The organism is Zoogloea sp. GW822-FHT05C07 (assembly GCF_058800215.1).
This window is the reverse complement of the sequence record NZ_CM179510.1, coordinates 4074047-4089222: the sequence shown is the minus strand read 5'-3', so window position 1 is coordinate 4089222 and position 15176 is coordinate 4074047. Positions and strand designations below refer to the sequence as shown.

The following is a 15176-nucleotide window of genomic DNA, read 5'->3' as shown; positions in this document are numbered from 1 at the left end:
TCCTCCTTTCCTTTTCCCTCAACCAGCGAGACCTCCATGACCTACCGCAGCAAGTTCCTCGTCGCCGCTCTTGCCGTTGCCGCCGCCGCGCCGGCCCTCGCCGCCCGCCCCGAACTGAAGGTGAAGGAACAGATCGACATCGCCGCACCGCCGGCCAAGGTCTGGGAAGTCATCGGCAACTTCGACAACCTCGGCTGGCACCCGGTCGTCGGCAGCACCACCCTCGACAAGGGCAAGAACAACACCAAGGGTTCGGTACGCACCGTCACCACCAAGGACGGCGCCAAGCTCGTCGAGGAACTGGTCGCCTACAAGGCCGCCGCCCACAGCTACACCTACCGCATCATCGACTCCCCGCTGCCGGTCAGCGGCTACGTGTCGACGCTCACCATCAAGCCGGCCAAGGGCGGCAGCCACGTGGAGTGGTCGTCCACCTTCCGCCGCAAGGACGAGAAGCCGGCCGAAGGCGCCGACGACGCCGGCGCCCGCAAGGCCGTGAGCGGCATCTACACCAGCGGCCTCGACGCCCTCAAGAAGCAGCTCGAAGCCCACTGAGCGCCGCCATGCCCACGGGGATCGCGCGCCACCTGCTCCGCCGCATCCTCGCGGGCCTGTTCACCCTCCTGCTCGCCGGGCTGGCCTTCCAGGCCGAGGCCGGCGAGTTGAGCCATTCCGACATCGCCCGCCGCTTTCCGCCACCGCTGCACGTGGGCGAGAAGCTGCGCGACATTCCCGCCTGGCCGATCACTTCGGAGCTCGAACCCGAGGCCGGCCCGGTAGCCTACGCCTTCGAATCCATCGACCTGGCGCCGATCCCCGGCTTCGAGGGCACGCCGCTGAACCTGCTGGTCAGCCTCGACCGCAAGGGCGGCTTCATGGACGTGGAGCTGATCCGCCAGCACGAGCCGGTCTTCCTGTCCGGCCTCGGCGAAGGCCCGCTGCGCGACTTCCTGCTCCAGTACCGCAACAAGAGCCTCAAGCAGGAGATCACCGTTTCCAGCCTGTACGGCAACACCCGCAGCGGCGCCGGCAGCAAGCGCGTGGTCCTGGACGGGGTCAGCAAGGCCACCGCCTCGGTGCGCATCGTCAACCAGACCGTGCTCACTGCCGGACTGGCCGTGGCCCGCGCCCGCCTGAGCTTTGCCGCGCCGACCACCGACAAGGGGCCGATCGCCGAAGTAAAGACGGATCTCTTCGAGCGCCGCAGCTTTGCCGAACTGGTGAAGTCCGGCGCCATCGGCCGCCTGCACCTCAGCAACGCCGACGTAGAGAAACAGTTTGCCGGCAGCGACGGCGCCGGCGTGGATGCCGACGCGCTGGCCCGGCCGGACGACACCTTTACCGACCTCTACGTCGCCTACCTCAACGCGCCGACCATCGGCCGGGCGATCCTCGGCGACGCGGGCCACGCCGACCTGCTGCGCCGCCTGGAACCCGGCCAGCAGGCCTACTGGGTGGCCAGCGCCGGGCGCGACGCCTTCATCGACGACGGCTTCACCCGCGGCACCGTGCCGGCCCGGCTGGCCTTCAGCCAGGCCGGCGGCCCGGTGGAGCTGCGCGACCTGGACATCTCACCGCGCCCGCCGGCCGGCACGCCGCCCCTCAACGCCGCGCTGGTGCTGCGCGTACCGCCCATGTCCGGCGTAGATCCAGCGGCGCCGGTGCGCTTCGAGCTGACTATCACCCGCGCCAAGGGCTCGATGCTGCCGATCCTCACCCAGCGCAGCGTGAACCTGGACTACCAGGCGCCGGAGGAACTGTTCTCACGGCCGCCGGCACCGCTGCCCGACTGGCTGATCGCCTGGAAGGACCGGGCCGTAGAGCTGGCCATCATCGCCGCCGCGCTGATCCTGCTGTCCGTGGTGCTCGCCCGCCCGCGCTGGATCTCCGTGTCGGCGCGCCGGCTCAAGGTCTTCCGGCTGGCCTTCCTGGCCTTCACCCTCTGCTACATCGGCTGGTACGCCCAGGGCCAGCTGTCCATCGTGCAGATCACCGGCGCGATCAAATCGGTGGCCGCCGGCGCCGGCCTCAAGAGCTTCCTGTACGACCCGGTGAGCCTGCTGCTGATCGCCTTCACCGCGATCAGCTTCGTGGTGTGGGGCCGCGGCACCTTCTGCGGCTGGCTATGCCCCTTCGGCGCGCTGCAGGAATTTGCCGCGCTGCTGGCCCGCGCGCTGCGCCTGCCGCGGCTGCGTCTGCCGGCCACCGTCGCCCGCATCCTCGACCGCGGGCGCTACGCGATCCTCGCCGCGCTGGTGGCCGCCGCTGCCTTCGCCCCGCGGCTGGCCGAGACCGGCGTCGAGGTCGAGCCCTTCAAGACCGCCATCACCGTCGGCTTCGACCGCTCCTGGCCCTACGTGGCCTACGCGGTCGTGCTGCTCGTCCTCGGCGGGCTGTACTACAAGTTCTTCTGCCGCTACCTGTGCCCCCTCGGCGCGGCGATGACCCTCGGCGGCAAGCTGCGCCTCCTCGACTGGCTGCCTCGCCGCCAGGAATGCGGCCAGCCCTGCCAGACCTGCCGCCACCGCTGCGCCTACGACGCCATCGAAAAGAGCGGCGCGATCCGCTATGACGACTGCTTCCAGTGCCTCGACTGTGTCGGCATCTACCACGACGAGAACCGCTGCGCGCCGATCATGCTGTATCGCAAGAAAGGCCTGTCCCCATCCGGCGAGGCACAACGCCCCTGAAACGGTCCGCGCAAGGCATTCCTTTGATCTAGGACGCATCCTCCCCGGCCCAGGGGAGCACAATGACCGCTCCGCTCCTGTCATGACGGTGCCCGGATGTTCCGCATAGCGCTGAAGATGCTCCTCGGTGATCGTGGCAAGTATTTCGGCATCATCACCGGCATCGCCCTCGCCTCCCTGCTGATGATCCAGCAGCCGGGCATCCTGATCTCCATCTTTTCCCGCACCTACAGTTTCATCTCCGATGTCGCACTACCGGACATCTGGGTGATGGACCCGATGGTCAAGTATGTGGACGACTCGCAGCCCATGCTCGATACCCAGCTGTACCGGGTGCGCGGCGTAAAGGGCGTGGAATGGGCGGTGCCCCTCTACAAGGGCAATCAACGAGTCCGGCTGGGCGACGGCCAACTCGTCAGTTCAAACCTGATCGGCCTGGATGACGCCACCCTCATCGGCGGTCCGGCGGTCATGCTGAAGGGCCGGCTGGCCGACCTGCGCCTGCCCGACGCGGTGATCGTCGACGAGGCCGGCGCCACTGGCCGTCTCGCCAAACCCGCCAGCCCCGGTAAAAGGGCAGAGCCGCTGCAGGTGGGCGATATCCTCGAGATCAACGACAAACGGGCGCGGGTCGTTGGAATCGCCCGCGCCAGCGCTACCTTCCAGTCCCAGCCGATCATCTACACGACCTACACGCGGGCCACCAGCTTCGCCCTGTCGGAACGCAAGCTACTGTCCTACATCCTGGTCAAGGCCAAGGCCGACGAACCACTTGCAAAGGTAACGGCGCGCATCCGCCACGACACGGGCATGGCGGCCCGCAGCGCAGACGAGTTCAAGGACATGACCTTCCAGTACATCCTCAACAACACGTCGATCCTCACCAACTTCGGCTTCGTGGTGATCGTCGGCTTCATCGTCGGCGCGGCGGTGACCGGCCAGATCTTCTACAACTTCACCCTCGACAACCTGCGCTATTTCGCGGTCTTCAAGGCCATGGGCGCCACGGACCGGATGCTGCGCCGGATGATCCTGCTGCAGGCACTGCTGGTCGGCTTTGTCGGCTTCGGGCTGGGGGCCGGTGCCACGGCGGTATTCGCTGCCATCACCCGCGAACGACCGGGACTATCGATGACACTGAACTGGCAGCTGCTCCTCGGCAGCGGTATCGCCGTGGCGATCATCGTGCTGTTCGCGGCACTCATCAGCGTACGCAAGGTGCTCAAGCTCGAACCCGCGGTGGTGTTCAAATGAACGGATATGCATCCGCCGTGCAATGCACGGGCGTCGTCAAGCGCTACGGCAGCGGCGAAGCCGAGGTGCTGGCCCTGCGCGGCATCGATCTGGAAGTGCGGATGGGTGAGCTGCTGATGCTGGTCGGCCCCTCCGGTTGCGGCAAGACGACGCTGATCTCGGTCATCGCCGGCATCCTCGATCAGGACGACGGCGAATGCCTGCTGTTCGGGCAGGACATCACGCACCTGCCGGCCAACGAACGGACCCTCTACCGGGGCCAGACTATCGGCTTCGTGTTCCAGTCCTTCAACCTGATCCCCACCCTGACCGCTGCCGAGAACGTGGCGATCCCCTTGCTCATCAATGGTGTGCCCTTCGAGACCGCCGTCGCGGAAGCTCGCGACCGGTTGCGCGATGTGCAACTGGAAGGACGGGAAGATGCGCTGCCGACCCAGCTTTCCGGCGGCCAGCAACAGCGTGTGGCCATTGCCCGCGCCATCATCCATCGGCCGCGCCTGGTGGTCTGCGACGAGCCGACCAGCGCCCTCGACGGCGAAACCGGCTACAAGGTGATGCAGGTTCTCAAGAACGTGGCCGTCGGCAGCGACCGGGCGCTGGTGATCGTCACCCACGATGCCCGCATTTACGAATTCGCCGACCGCATCGCACGCATGGAAGACGGCCGCATCGTCAGCGTGGAGCAGACGGACAGCGGCGCCACGGAGAATGCCCCATGAAACTCAAGAACCGGATCCTGCCCGGCCTGGCCGCCTTGGGCCTGGTCGTTGCCATCATCGTGGCCGTCCAGGCCGAACGCAGACCCCCGCCCGCCCAACCGGTCGCCCAACCGGCCCAGGCACCGTTCAAGTCCTACATCGGCGGCGCCGGGCTCGTGGAAGCAAGCAGCAACAACATCGATATCGGCACCGGCGTGGCCGGCATCGTCCAAAAAATGCTCGTCAAGGTCGGCGACCACGTGGCGGTCGGCACGCCGCTGTTCCAGATCGACGACCGGGACTTTCGGGCAGTGTTGCTCGTCAAACAGGCCAACGTCGTCAAGGCCCGGGCAGCGGTCGAAGAGGCCAAGGCGACCCTTGAGGATGCCCGCTCCCAGTACGCGCTGGTGAGCAGCGCCGGCGACCAGCGCGCGGTGAGCCTGGATGACGTACAGAAACGCCGCAATGCCGAACTGCTGGCCAAGGCAAGGCTGGAAAGCGCACATGCGGCGGTCACGGCCGCCGAAGCCGACGTCAAATCCACTCAGATCGAGATAGAACGCCTGACGGTGCGCGCGCCCATCGACGGGGAGGTCATGCAAGTGAACATCCGCCCCGGCGAATTCGCGCAGGCGGGTGTCCTCACCACCCCGCTCATCAAGATGGGCAATCTCGACCAGCTCTATGTCCGCGTCAATATCGACGAGAACGACGCCTGGCGCTTCAAGCCGCAGACCGCCGCAGCGGCCTCCCTGCGCGGCAACCGCGAATTGAAGACGCCGCTGAGCTTCGTTCGGGTCGAACCCTACGTGACGCCCAAGCAGTCCCTTACCGGCGCCAGCACCGAGCGGGTCGATACCCGGGTGCTGCAGGTCCTCTACAGCTTCCCGCGCGATGCGCTGCCAGCCTTCGTGGGCCAGCAGATGGACGTGTTCATCGAGACACCGGAGATCGCCCCCGTAGCCCCCGCGGCGACGCATGCCAGCGGAGTTACGCGATGACCTCCTATCGACACCGACGCCGGGGCATGGCCAGGCCCCTGGCGATGCTGCTTGCGGCGAGCCTGTGCGGCTGCAGCGCCGTCGGACCGGATTATGTGCAGCCTGATCTGGGCGCACCACAGCAATGGTCCGCTGCGCAGGAGCCCCCATCCCCGGCCCCCGGTTTGGCGCAGAGCCGTTGGTGGCAGGCCTTCGGCGATCCTGTACTGGATCGCCTGATCAACGAGGCCGACCGCGGCAGCCTCGATCTCGCTCAGGCCCAGGCCCGCGTACGACAGGCGCGGGCAGCCTGGCTGACGGCGGACGCTGCACGCCTTCCGAACGTCAATGCAAGTGCCTCGGTTAACCGCAGCGACAGCAGCAACAACACGGCGGCCGCAGCCCTCGCGTCCAACAAGGGACCGACCAGCGTGTATCTGACGGGCTTCGATGCCAGTTGGGAAATCGACGTATTCGGCGGACTCCGCCGGGCCGAGGAAAGCGCCCGGGCGAGCCTCGAAGCAAGCACCGCCAACCTGGATGCGACCCGTCTCAGCCTGCGCGGTGAGCTCGCCCGCAACTACATCGAGCTCCGGGCCAACCAAGCCCAGCTCGACATCGTCCGTGCCAACACCGAGAGCCAACGGCAAACCGTCGACGTCACCCGCGAACGCTATCGACTCGGCCTCACCAGCTATCTGGATGTCAGCCAGGCCGACGCCCAACGCGCCGCCACCGAGGCCAACATCCCCGTACTGACCGCCGCCATAGCCCAGTCCATCCACCGCCTGGGGATCCTGGTCGGCCGGGAGCCGACGGCACTGATGGCCGAACTGAGCACCTCGGCACCGCTGCCCGCCGACACGGGCCTCAGCGCCGTGGGCCTGCCCGCCGAACTGCTGGCACGTCGCCCCGACCTGCAAGCGGCGGAACGCAACCTGGCAGCCGCATCGGCGGACATCGGCGTCGCCACCGCCAATCTGTACCCGAAATTCGACCTGACCCTGGGCCTCGGCCTGCAAAGCAACCAGGCATCCCGCTTCGCCGAACAATCGAGCCGCTATTGGTCCATCGTGCCCGGCCTGTCGCTGCCGGTCTTCAACGGGGGGAGGACGCAAGCGCAGATCGCCAGCCGGCAAGCCGTTTTCGACGAAGCCCTGGCCCGCTACCGGGCCGCCTACCACAGCGCGCTCGAAGACGTGGAGAACGCGCTGACCAACTACTATGCAGAAAGATCACGGCAAGTCGCCCTCGCCGAAGCAGTCAGCGCCAACCTGCAGGCCGTCAGCCTGGCCAGGGACCGCTATCGGCGCGGCCTCACGACCTTCCTCGATGTGCTCACGGCGGAAGGCACGCTGTTCAATGCGCAACGCAACCTGAGCCAATCCCAGTCCACTCTGCTCACCGATCTGGTCGCACTGCACAAGGCTTTGGGCGGCGGATGGCGACCGGCAGCAGACCCGCAGGCCGACAACTCCGAACCGGACAGCCTTGCATCCGGCTTGCAGGCGTATCCAGCACGTTGACGAGACTGCATGCCCTTCGGAATACTGCGTGGCTCAACACAAAACAGTTGTCTCTTGCGCTTGGACAGCATGACTCACCCTGCCGCCCGGCCACACCAGCAGCCCATCAACAAGGAATCCCCATGAAGTTTCTCCGGCCCCTTCTCCCCCTCACCCTGATCGCCGGCCTGCTGGCCCAGGCCCCCGCCTTCGCCGCCGAGCCGGCCAAGGCCGCCGCCGGCAAGAATGTGGTGGCCACGGTCAATGGCGTGGGCATTCCCCAGGGCGCCTACGACCTGCTGGCGGAACGTGCCAAGGCCCAGGGCGCCACCGATGGCCCGCAACTCACCAACGAGATCCGCGGCCGCCTGATCCAGACCGAACTGCTCAACCAGGCCGCCAAGAAGAAAGGCCTCGACCGCAAGCCCGACGTCGCCCTGCAGGCCGACCTGGCCCGCCACCAGATCATTGCCAACGCCTACGTGGCCGACTACGTGCAGAGCCATCCGGTCACCGAAGCCGCCGCCAAGGCCGAATACGACCGCCTGGTGGTCCAGACCGGCAACAAGGAATACAAGTCCCGCCACATCCTCGTGAAGGAAGAGAAGGAAGCCAAGGACATCATCGAGCGCCTCAAGATGGGTGAGAAGTTCGACAAGCTGGCCAGCCTGTCGACCGACCCCGGCACCAAGGACAAGGGTGGCGACCTGGGTTGGACCGTGCCGGGCAGCTTCGTCGAGCCCTTCGCCAAGGCCCTCTCCGGCCTGACCCCGGGCAATTACACCCAGACGCCGGTGCAGACTCCGTTCGGCTACCACGTGATCCAGCTCGACGAAATCCGCGATCTCAAGCTGCCCAGCTTCGAGGAAGCCAAGCCGCAGATCACCCAGCGCCTGCAGGGCCAGCTGGTGGAACAGCACCTCCAAGAACTGGCCAAGGCCGCCAAGATCAACTAAGCGCCGCCGCCAGCCTGTACGACAACGGGAGCCTTCGGGCTCCCGTTTTCTTTGTGCGCCACCTTTTCCGTGGTGGAGCGGCCGCCCTCTGTAACGAACACGACAATCCCCTTGTCGCGTCGCCTATCCCACACCGTAACGTACGCCACAACGCACAAAACAATCCTTATATTTCAACGCACTGCATGAATTTTCGGGCCTGGCACACGGGTTGCAACACTGAGTTGCGCTCACAACCCAATCACCCCCCAGGAGAAAACCATGATCACCCTCACCCCCAATGCGTGTAAGGCTGTTTCCCGCTTCATTTCGACGGCTGCCGATCCGGTGGCGGGACTGCGCATCGTGGTGTCGGGCGGAGGTTGCGCCGGCCTGCAATACAACATGAAGCTCGAAGCCGAAAAGCAGGACGACGACAACGTGCTCGTCATCGATGGCCTCACCGTTCTGATCGACCCGTACTCCGCACCGCTGATCGAGGGCACCACCATCGACTTCGTCGATTCCCTGTCCGGCAGCGGCTTCAAGTTCGAAAACCCCAAGGCGGCCAAGTCCTGCGAATGCGGCCAGTCCTTCGCAGCCTGATCGAAGGAGACTGTCATGTGGGATTACACCGAAAAAGTCAAAGAGCACTTCTACAACCCGCGTAACACGGGTCCGCTGGAAGGCGCCAACGCCACCGGCGACGTCGGCTCCATCTCCTGCGGCGACGCGCTGCGCCTGATGCTCAAGGTCGACCCGGTCACCGAGATCATCCAGGACGCGCACTTCCAGACCTTCGGCTGCGGCTCGGCGATCGCCTCCTCCTCCGCGCTGACCGAGATGGTCAAGGGCAAGACCCTCGACGAAGCCAAGCAGATCAGCAACCAGGACATCGCCGACTTCCTCGACGGCCTGCCGCCGGAAAAGATGCACTGCTCCGTGATGGGCCGCGAAGCCCTGCACGCCGCCATCGCCAACTACCGCGGCGAAGAATGGAGCGACGACCACGAGGAAGGCGCGCTGGTCTGCAAGTGCTTCGCCGTCGATAGCCAGATGATCGAAGACACCATCCGCGCCAACAACCTGAGCACGGTGGAAGAAGTCACCAACTACACCAAGGCCGGCGGCGGCTGCTCCACCTGCCACGAGCCGATCGAGGAAATCCTCACCAAGGTGATGGCCGAACGGGGCGAGACCTTCGTGCCCGCCGGTGCCAAGAAAGCCAAGCCGGCCGTCGCCGAAGCGGCACCCGCCAAGCTCGGCACCCTGGCCCGCATCCGCAAGATCGAGGAAGTCATCGCCGCGGTGCGCCCGACCCTGCTGGCCGACCGGGGCGACATCGAGCTGGTGGACATCGAAGGCAAGAACATCCTGGTGAACCTCACCGGCGCCTGCTCCGGCTGCCAGATGGAAGCCGCCACGCTGGCCGGCATCCAGACCAAGATGATCGAAGCCCTCGGCGAGTTCGTCCGCGTCGTGCCCGCTGCCAAGGCCCAGGCCCACGCCTGCGCGTCCCACGCTCACGGAGGCTAAGCAAAATGAGCACCCCCACCCCGATCTATCTCGACAACAACGCCACGACGGCCTGCGACCCGAAGGTCGTGGAAGCGATGCTGCCCTATTTCACGGAGCAGTTCGGCAACGCATCCAGCATGCACAGTTTCGGTAACAAGGTCGGTGTGGCGCTCAAGGCTGCCCGTACCAAAGTGCAGAAGCTGCTGGGCGCCGAATTCGATTCCGAGATCGTGTTCACGTCCTGCGGCACCGAATCCGACAGCACGGCCATCCTGTCCGCCCTCAAGGCCCAGCCGGACCGCAAGGAAATCATCACCACCGTGGTCGAGCACCCGGCCGTCCTCAGCCTGTGCGAGCAGCTGGAGAAGGAGGGCTACACCATCCACCGCCTGAAGGTGGACAACAAGGGCGGCCTGAACCTCGACGACTACGCCAAGGTGCTCAGCGACAAGGTCGCCGTGGTGTCGGTGATGTGGGCCAACAACGAGACCGGCACCTACTTCCCGGTGGTCGAGATGGCCGAGATGGCCAACGCCGCTGGCGTACTGTTCCACACCGACGCCGTGCAGGCGGTCGGCAAGATCGACATCAACCTGGCGGCCACCAAGATCGACATGCTGTCGGTGTCCGGCCACAAGCTGCACGCGCCCAAGGGCATCGGCGTGCTCTACGTGCGCCGCGCCGTACGCTTCCGCCCGCTGCTGCGCGGCGGCCACCAGGAGCGCGGCCGCCGGGCCGGCACCGAGAACGCGCCAAGCATCATCGGCCTGGGCGTTGCCGCCGAGCTGGCGATGGAAGCCATGGAGCACGAGCGTACCCACGTGAAGGCCCTGCGCGACAAGCTCGAGGCCGGCATCCTGGCCGTGGTGCCCCACGCCTTCGTCACCGGCAACCCGGATAACCGCCTGCCCAACACCGCCAACATTGCCTTCGAATACATCGAGGGCGAGGCGATCCTGATGCTGCTGAACAAGCAGGGCATCGCCGCCTCCAGCGGCTCGGCCTGCACCTCCGGCAGCCTGGAGCCGTCCCACGTGATGCGTGCGATGGGCATCCCCTACACCGCGGCCCACGGCACGGTGCGTTTCTCCCTCAGCCGCTACACGACCGAGGAGGAAATCGAGCGGGTCATCACCGCGGTACCGCCGATCGTCGCCCAGCTGCGCAAGCTGTCGCCCTACTGGGGCGAGAACGGCCCGGTCGCCGATCCGGCAAAAGCCTTCGACCCCGCATATGCTTGATTTCATCCAGCCCTCCGTCCCCGCCAGCGCGCCGCGTGTCGTCATCAACGACACCACGCTGCGCGACGGCGAGCAATCCGCCGGGGTGGCTTTCACCCTCACCGAGAAGCTCGCCATTGCCCGCGGCCTCAGCGACATCGGTGTGCCCGAACTCGAAATCGGCATCCCGGCGATGGGCGCCGTCGAGCGGGAGAGCATCCAGGCCTGCGCCCGCGCCGGCCTCGCCTCCCGCCTGGTGGTGTGGTGCCGGATGCGGCTGGATGATCTGGCAGCCTGCAGCGGCCTCGACGCCTGGATGGTGGATCTGTCCATCTCCGCTTCCGACCAGCAGATCCGCCACAAGCTGCGGCGCGACCGGGAGTGGGTGCTGGAACAGATCGCCAGCCTGGTGCCGCGGGCCCGCGACATGGGCTTCGAAGTACTGGTCGGCTGCGAGGACGCATCCCGCGCCGACCCCGCATTCCTGCTGCAGATCGCCGAGGCCGCCCAGCAGGCCGGCGCCCGGCGCCTGCGCTTTGCCGACACCCTCGGCGTGATGGAGCCCTTCGGCACCTTCGAACGCTTTGCCGACCTGCGCGCCAACTGCGACCTGGAGCTGGAGATGCACGCCCACGACGACCTGGGTCTGGCCACCGCCAACACCCTGGCCGCCGTGCGTGCCGGCGCCACCCACGTCAATACCACCGTCAATGGCCTCGGCGAGCGCGCCGGCAACGCGGCGCTGGAAGAGGTCGCCCTCGGTCTGGTCAAGCTCCATGGCTTCTCCACCGGGCTCGACCTAGCCGGCATCCAGGCCCTGTCCCACCAGGTGGCCCGCGCCGCCGGCCGGCCTGTGGGCTGGCAGAAGAGCGTGGTCGGCGAAGGCGTGTTCACCCACGAAGCCGGCATCCACGTGGATGGCCTGCTGAAGGACCCGGCCAACTACCAGGCCATCGACCCGGCTGAAGTCGGCCGCGAGCACCGCATGGTGCTCGGCAAGCACTCCGGCAGCGCCGGCGTGATCGCCGCCTACGCCCGCATGGGCGTACCGATCCGCAACGACGAAGCCGCCGACCTGCTGCCGCGCATCCGCGGCTTCGTCGAACGCACCAAGCGCACGCCCCGCCCGGCCGACCTGCGCCGCTTCATCGCCGAACTGCACTCCCTGTCGTCCGACCGTCCGCACCATGTCCGCACCCCTTCGTAAGGATCCGAACATGCCCCCCGCCGCCAACGTCTCCCTGCCCGCCGTACCGGTTGCCAGCGAAGCACCCCAGGGTCTCTTCGCGCTGCTGAAGGAAGACATCGATTCGGTGATGAGCCGCGACCCAGCCGCCCGCAGCCGCTGGGAAGTGCTGACCACCTACCCCGGCGTGCACGCCATCATGGCCTACCGCGTCGGCCATGCCCTGTGGAGCCGCGGCCTGCGTTATCCGGCCCGGGTCCTCCAGTTCTTTTCCCGGATGCTGACCAATGTGGATATCCACCCGGCTGCTGCAATCGGCCGCCGCCTCTTCATCGACCACGGCGCCGGGGTCGTCATCGGCGAAACCGCCGAAATCGGCCACGACGTCACGCTTTACCACGGGGTCACCCTCGGCGGCACCTCCTGGCGCAAAGGCAAACGCCACCCCACCCTCTCGAGCGGTGTCGTGGTTGGAGCCGGCGCCAAGATCCTCGGCCCGATCACCATCGGAGAACGGGTCCGCGTCGGCGCCAATTCAGTGGTTGTGAAGGAAGTGCCGGCCGACCGCACGGTGGTCGGCATCCCCGGCCGCATCGTGCGCAGCGAAGGCCGCCGCGGCCCCGACGGGCTGGACCTGGACCACCACCTGGTGCCCGACCCCGTCGGCAAGGCGCTGGCCTGTCTGCTCGACCGGGTCAAGGTGCTCGAATCGCGCATGGCCGCCGCCGGGCTCGACCCGGAAGAGTGCGGCGAATGCACCGACAACTGCGACTGCAGCTCGATGATCCAGTCCGCCAAGGAAGAATGCTGAGGCCACCATGGATCTGCTCGACTTCGACGCCGGCCCGCTGTACTTCGACGACCCGATCGCCCCCGAGGTGACCGCGCTGATCAACGAGGCCTCCAACCTGTACCCGGAGCCGGAGACCGAGGCGCTGCTGCTGCGCGCCGAGGAACTGGCCCCGCGCCACCTGGAAGTCATCGTCGCGCTGTACCGCTACTACTTCTACCAGAACCGCCTGGACGCCGCCGATCTCATCGCCGACAAGGCGCTGGCGATCTCCGGCGCAGGCATCGGCTACCCGGCGGACTGGCGCGAGCTGACCATCGAGCAGGTCAAGAGCGGCCTCGAAAGCGCCGCCACCGCGGCCCGCTTCTGGCTGCTGTCGCTCAAGGCCAAGGCCGTGCTGGCCTTGCGCCAGCAACGCATCGCCGATGCCCTGGCGATGCTCGGCAAGCTCGCCGACGTGGATGAGCGCGACCGCCTCGGCGTGCGCCCCCTCATCGAGGTCGCCCAGATCCGCGCCAGCGGCAACATCGTGGCCGTCGATTTCACGGCCCATTCAATCTGAATCCCAACCGTAGCCTAGGAGCCCATCATGAGTGACGTCGATCTCACCCTGGAAGAAGCCCTCGAAGACCTTTCGTCGGCCGAGGAGTTTCTCGACTACTTCGGCGTGGAGTACGACGCCAAGACGGTCCATGTGAACCGCCTGCACATCCTCCAGCGCTACCACAACTACATCAAGGCGCAGGGCCCTGCCCCCACCGACGAAACGCCGGCGCGCGAGTTCTACACCAAGTGGCTGACCCAGGCCTACCTGGACTTCGTGCAGTCCGACGCGCTCACCGAGCGGGTCTTCGTGGTGCTGCAGAAAGCCGCCGGCACCTCCTTCGTGTCGCTGGATAGTCTGACCAATCCCAAGGTCTGACGCCGCCCGTCCAGGAGAACCATCATGCTTCCCCGCTTCGAGTACGGCCAGACCGTCCGCGTTACGCGCAACGTGCGCAACGACGGCACTTTTCCGGGCAAGGACGTCGGTGACTTCCTCATCCGCCGCGGCTCGATGGGTATTGTCCGCGACGTGGGCAGCTATCTGCAGGACCAGCTCATCTACTCGGTGTACTTCCTGCAGGAAGACATGATCGTCGGCTGCCGCGAGGAAGAACTCCTCGGCGAGGACGAGCACTGGGTGGAGAGCAAGTTCGAAGTCCGCGAGAAGGTGCGCTGCGCGATCACCCTCGCGGTCGGCGGCGAGATCCGCGCCGAACCCGGCACCAAGGGCGAGATCATGCGCGTGCTGCGTGACCTGCCCGGCGGCGTCCAGTACCACCTGCACGTGCCCGGCTGGGTGCTGCAGGTACCGGAAAGCGCCCTCGAAACCCTGCCGCTGGAAGAACAAGGCGGCGAGATCGAGGCGGTAGAGGACGAGGAGGACGTGTCATGACCACGCTTGCCGTCGCCCCCGACACCACGCTGCCCTATCTGGTCTTCAAGACCGCCCACGGCATCTACGAGAAGATGCCGGGCGAACTGTCCGAACGGGAACTGCGCCATGTGCGCCAGGTAGCCAGGAAGCAGCTCGACATCGAGTCACTGGTGCTCACCGCGCCGGAAGCCCAGGGCGTCGTCGTACCCCAGCGCACGCTGGACGACGCCTTCCAGGAGATCCGCGGGCGCTACGAATCCGAGCAGGAATTTACCGACGCGCTGGCGGCCCAGCAGCTCGACGAAGCCCTGCTGACCTCCGCGCTGCAACGGGAACTGAAGGTGGAAGCGGTGCTCGACCGCGTCTCGGCCAAGTCCGCCAACGTGGCCGAGCTGGATGTGCAGATCTTCTACCACATGCACCGCGAGCAGTTCATGCGCACCGAGAGGCGTAGCGCCTCGCACATCCTCATCACGATCAACCCGGATCTGCCGGAGAACGCCCCGGCACTGGCCCTGAAGAAGATCAACGAGATCCGCAAGCGCCTGCTGAAGGACCCGAAGCGCTTCGCCGAGCAGGCCCTGAAGCACTCGGAATGCCCGACTGCGATGAACGGCGGCACGATCGGCGACGTGGACCGCGGCAAGCTCTACCCGGCACTGGACGCCGCGCTGTTCGCCGCCAAGGCGGTAGGTGAACTGTCGGAAGTCGTGGAGTCCGAGCTGGGCTACCACATCGTCCGCTGCGACAGCATCCGCGCGGAAGGCGTGGCGCCCTACGCCGAAGTGGCGCCACGCATCCGCCTGGTCATGGAGCAGAACCGCCGCAAGCTGTGCCAGCACGGCTGGTTGAAGGAATTGCAGGAAGCCGCTGCAGCGAAAGCCAAGGAGGCCGAAGCTCTGCAGGAGCACTGAAACGAATGTAGGAATCGGAGGGGGTGAGTGGCGGCACTCATCTTCTCCAGGCTTGGAGCGCACTTT

The 15176-nt window shown here is 66.5% G+C and carries 16 protein-coding genes; all 16 read left to right on the top strand.

Annotated elements, in window-relative coordinates; translation table 11 throughout:
- The first annotated feature begins 36 nt into the window (after positions 1-36).
- The 16 genes from AC3QL2_RS18850 to nifM all read left to right on the top strand — a co-directional run bounded on the left by AC3QL2_RS18850 (position 37) and on the right by nifM (position 15110).
- A complete protein-coding gene (locus AC3QL2_RS18850) occupies positions 37-555 on the top strand; it encodes an SRPBCC family protein (protein WP_493235161.1) in 519 nt (172 codons plus the stop codon).
- Between the two features lie 8 nt (positions 556-563).
- Positions 564-2690, top strand: coding sequence for a 4Fe-4S binding protein (locus tag AC3QL2_RS18845; protein WP_493235162.1), 2127 nt, complete (start codon positions 564-566; stop codon positions 2688-2690).
- A gap of 96 nt (positions 2691-2786) precedes the next feature.
- Complete coding sequence (locus AC3QL2_RS18840) at positions 2787-3944, top strand: ABC transporter permease (RefSeq protein WP_493235163.1); 1158 nt, start codon at positions 2787-2789, stop codon at positions 3942-3944.
- A complete protein-coding gene (locus AC3QL2_RS18835; RefSeq protein ID WP_493235164.1) occupies positions 3941-4663 on the top strand; it encodes an ABC transporter ATP-binding protein in 723 nt (240 codons plus the stop codon). Before AC3QL2_RS18840 ends, AC3QL2_RS18835 begins: the two co-directional genes overlap by 4 nt.
- A complete protein-coding gene (locus AC3QL2_RS18830) occupies positions 4660-5643 on the top strand; it encodes an efflux RND transporter periplasmic adaptor subunit (protein WP_493235165.1) in 984 nt (327 codons plus the stop codon). The genes AC3QL2_RS18835 and AC3QL2_RS18830 overlap by 4 nt, the downstream gene beginning before the upstream one ends.
- Complete coding sequence (locus AC3QL2_RS18825) at positions 5640-7148, top strand: efflux transporter outer membrane subunit (RefSeq protein ID WP_493235166.1); 1509 nt, start codon at positions 5640-5642, stop codon at positions 7146-7148. The genes AC3QL2_RS18830 and AC3QL2_RS18825 overlap by 4 nt, the downstream gene beginning before the upstream one ends.
- A gap of 122 nt (positions 7149-7270) precedes the next feature.
- Entirely contained in the window at positions 7271-8083 is an 813-nt protein-coding gene (locus AC3QL2_RS18820; RefSeq protein WP_493235167.1) for a peptidyl-prolyl cis-trans isomerase, read from the top strand.
- Between the two features lie 261 nt (positions 8084-8344).
- Positions 8345-8668: a HesB/IscA family protein gene (locus AC3QL2_RS18815; RefSeq protein ID WP_374480880.1), complete on the top strand. Its 324-nt coding sequence runs from the start codon at positions 8345-8347 to the stop codon at positions 8666-8668.
- Between the two features lie 15 nt (positions 8669-8683).
- Entirely contained in the window at positions 8684-9598 is a 915-nt protein-coding gene (gene nifU / locus AC3QL2_RS18810; RefSeq protein WP_493235168.1) for a Fe-S cluster assembly protein NifU, read from the top strand.
- A gap of 5 nt (positions 9599-9603) precedes the next feature.
- Positions 9604-10821, top strand: coding sequence for a cysteine desulfurase NifS (nifS, locus tag AC3QL2_RS18805; RefSeq protein WP_493235169.1), 1218 nt, complete (start codon positions 9604-9606; stop codon positions 10819-10821).
- Positions 10814-12007, top strand: a complete 1194-nt coding sequence (nifV, locus tag AC3QL2_RS18800; protein ID WP_493235170.1) for a homocitrate synthase — start codon at positions 10814-10816, stop codon at positions 12005-12007. Before nifS ends, nifV begins: the two co-directional genes overlap by 8 nt.
- Positions 12008-12116: 109 nt before the next feature.
- Complete coding sequence (cysE, locus tag AC3QL2_RS18795) at positions 12117-12797, top strand: serine O-acetyltransferase (RefSeq protein ID WP_493240416.1); 681 nt, start codon at positions 12117-12119, stop codon at positions 12795-12797.
- A 7-nt stretch (positions 12798-12804) separates the two neighbouring features.
- Positions 12805-13338: a hypothetical protein gene (locus tag AC3QL2_RS18790; RefSeq protein ID WP_493235172.1), complete on the top strand. Its 534-nt coding sequence runs from the start codon at positions 12805-12807 to the stop codon at positions 13336-13338.
- 27 nt (positions 13339-13365) lie between these two features.
- Entirely contained in the window at positions 13366-13698 is a 333-nt protein-coding gene (nifW, locus tag AC3QL2_RS18785; protein WP_493235173.1) for a nitrogenase-stabilizing/protective protein NifW, read from the top strand.
- 24 nt (positions 13699-13722) lie between these two features.
- Positions 13723-14214 carry a nitrogen fixation protein NifZ gene (locus AC3QL2_RS18780; protein ID WP_493235174.1) on the top strand — a complete coding sequence of 164 codons (492 nt, stop codon included), beginning with the start codon at positions 13723-13725 and terminating at the stop codon, positions 14212-14214.
- A complete protein-coding gene (nifM, locus tag AC3QL2_RS18775) occupies positions 14211-15110 on the top strand; it encodes a nitrogen fixation protein NifM (RefSeq protein ID WP_493235175.1) in 900 nt (299 codons plus the stop codon). Before AC3QL2_RS18780 ends, nifM begins: the two co-directional genes overlap by 4 nt.
- Positions 15111-15176: the final 66 nt, after the last annotated feature.

Excerpts from the sequence above, each read along its gene's own strand:
- AC3QL2_RS18780 (WP_493235174.1), top strand. The coding sequence starts at position 13,723 with ATGCTTCCCCGCTTCGAGTACGGCCAGACCGTCCGCGTTACGCGCAAC.
- AC3QL2_RS18845 (WP_493235162.1), top strand. The coding sequence starts at position 564 with ATGCCCACGGGGATCGCGCGCCACCTGCTCCGCCGCATCCTCGCGGGC.
- AC3QL2_RS18835 (WP_493235164.1), top strand. The coding sequence starts at position 3,941 with ATGAACGGATATGCATCCGCCGTGCAATGCACGGGCGTCGTCAAGCGC.
- AC3QL2_RS18790 (WP_493235172.1), top strand. The coding sequence starts at position 12,805 with ATGGATCTGCTCGACTTCGACGCCGGCCCGCTGTACTTCGACGACCCG.
- nifW (WP_493235173.1), top strand. The coding sequence starts at position 13,366 with ATGAGTGACGTCGATCTCACCCTGGAAGAAGCCCTCGAAGACCTTTCG.
- nifS (WP_493235169.1), top strand. The coding sequence starts at position 9,604 with ATGAGCACCCCCACCCCGATCTATCTCGACAACAACGCCACGACGGCC.
- nifM (WP_493235175.1), top strand. The coding sequence starts at position 14,211 with ATGACCACGCTTGCCGTCGCCCCCGACACCACGCTGCCCTATCTGGTC.
- cysE (WP_493240416.1), top strand. The coding sequence starts at position 12,117 with ATGAGCCGCGACCCAGCCGCCCGCAGCCGCTGGGAAGTGCTGACCACC.
- AC3QL2_RS18815 (WP_374480880.1), top strand. The coding sequence starts at position 8,345 with ATGATCACCCTCACCCCCAATGCGTGTAAGGCTGTTTCCCGCTTCATT.
- nifV (WP_493235170.1), top strand. The coding sequence starts at position 10,814 with ATGCTTGATTTCATCCAGCCCTCCGTCCCCGCCAGCGCGCCGCGTGTC.
- nifU (WP_493235168.1), top strand. The coding sequence starts at position 8,684 with ATGTGGGATTACACCGAAAAAGTCAAAGAGCACTTCTACAACCCGCGT.
- AC3QL2_RS18840 (WP_493235163.1), top strand. The coding sequence starts at position 2,787 with ATGTTCCGCATAGCGCTGAAGATGCTCCTCGGTGATCGTGGCAAGTAT.
- AC3QL2_RS18820 (WP_493235167.1), top strand. The coding sequence starts at position 7,271 with ATGAAGTTTCTCCGGCCCCTTCTCCCCCTCACCCTGATCGCCGGCCTG.
- AC3QL2_RS18850 (WP_493235161.1), top strand. The coding sequence starts at position 37 with ATGACCTACCGCAGCAAGTTCCTCGTCGCCGCTCTTGCCGTTGCCGCC.
- AC3QL2_RS18825 (WP_493235166.1), top strand. The coding sequence starts at position 5,640 with ATGACCTCCTATCGACACCGACGCCGGGGCATGGCCAGGCCCCTGGCG.
- AC3QL2_RS18830 (WP_493235165.1), top strand. The coding sequence starts at position 4,660 with ATGAAACTCAAGAACCGGATCCTGCCCGGCCTGGCCGCCTTGGGCCTG.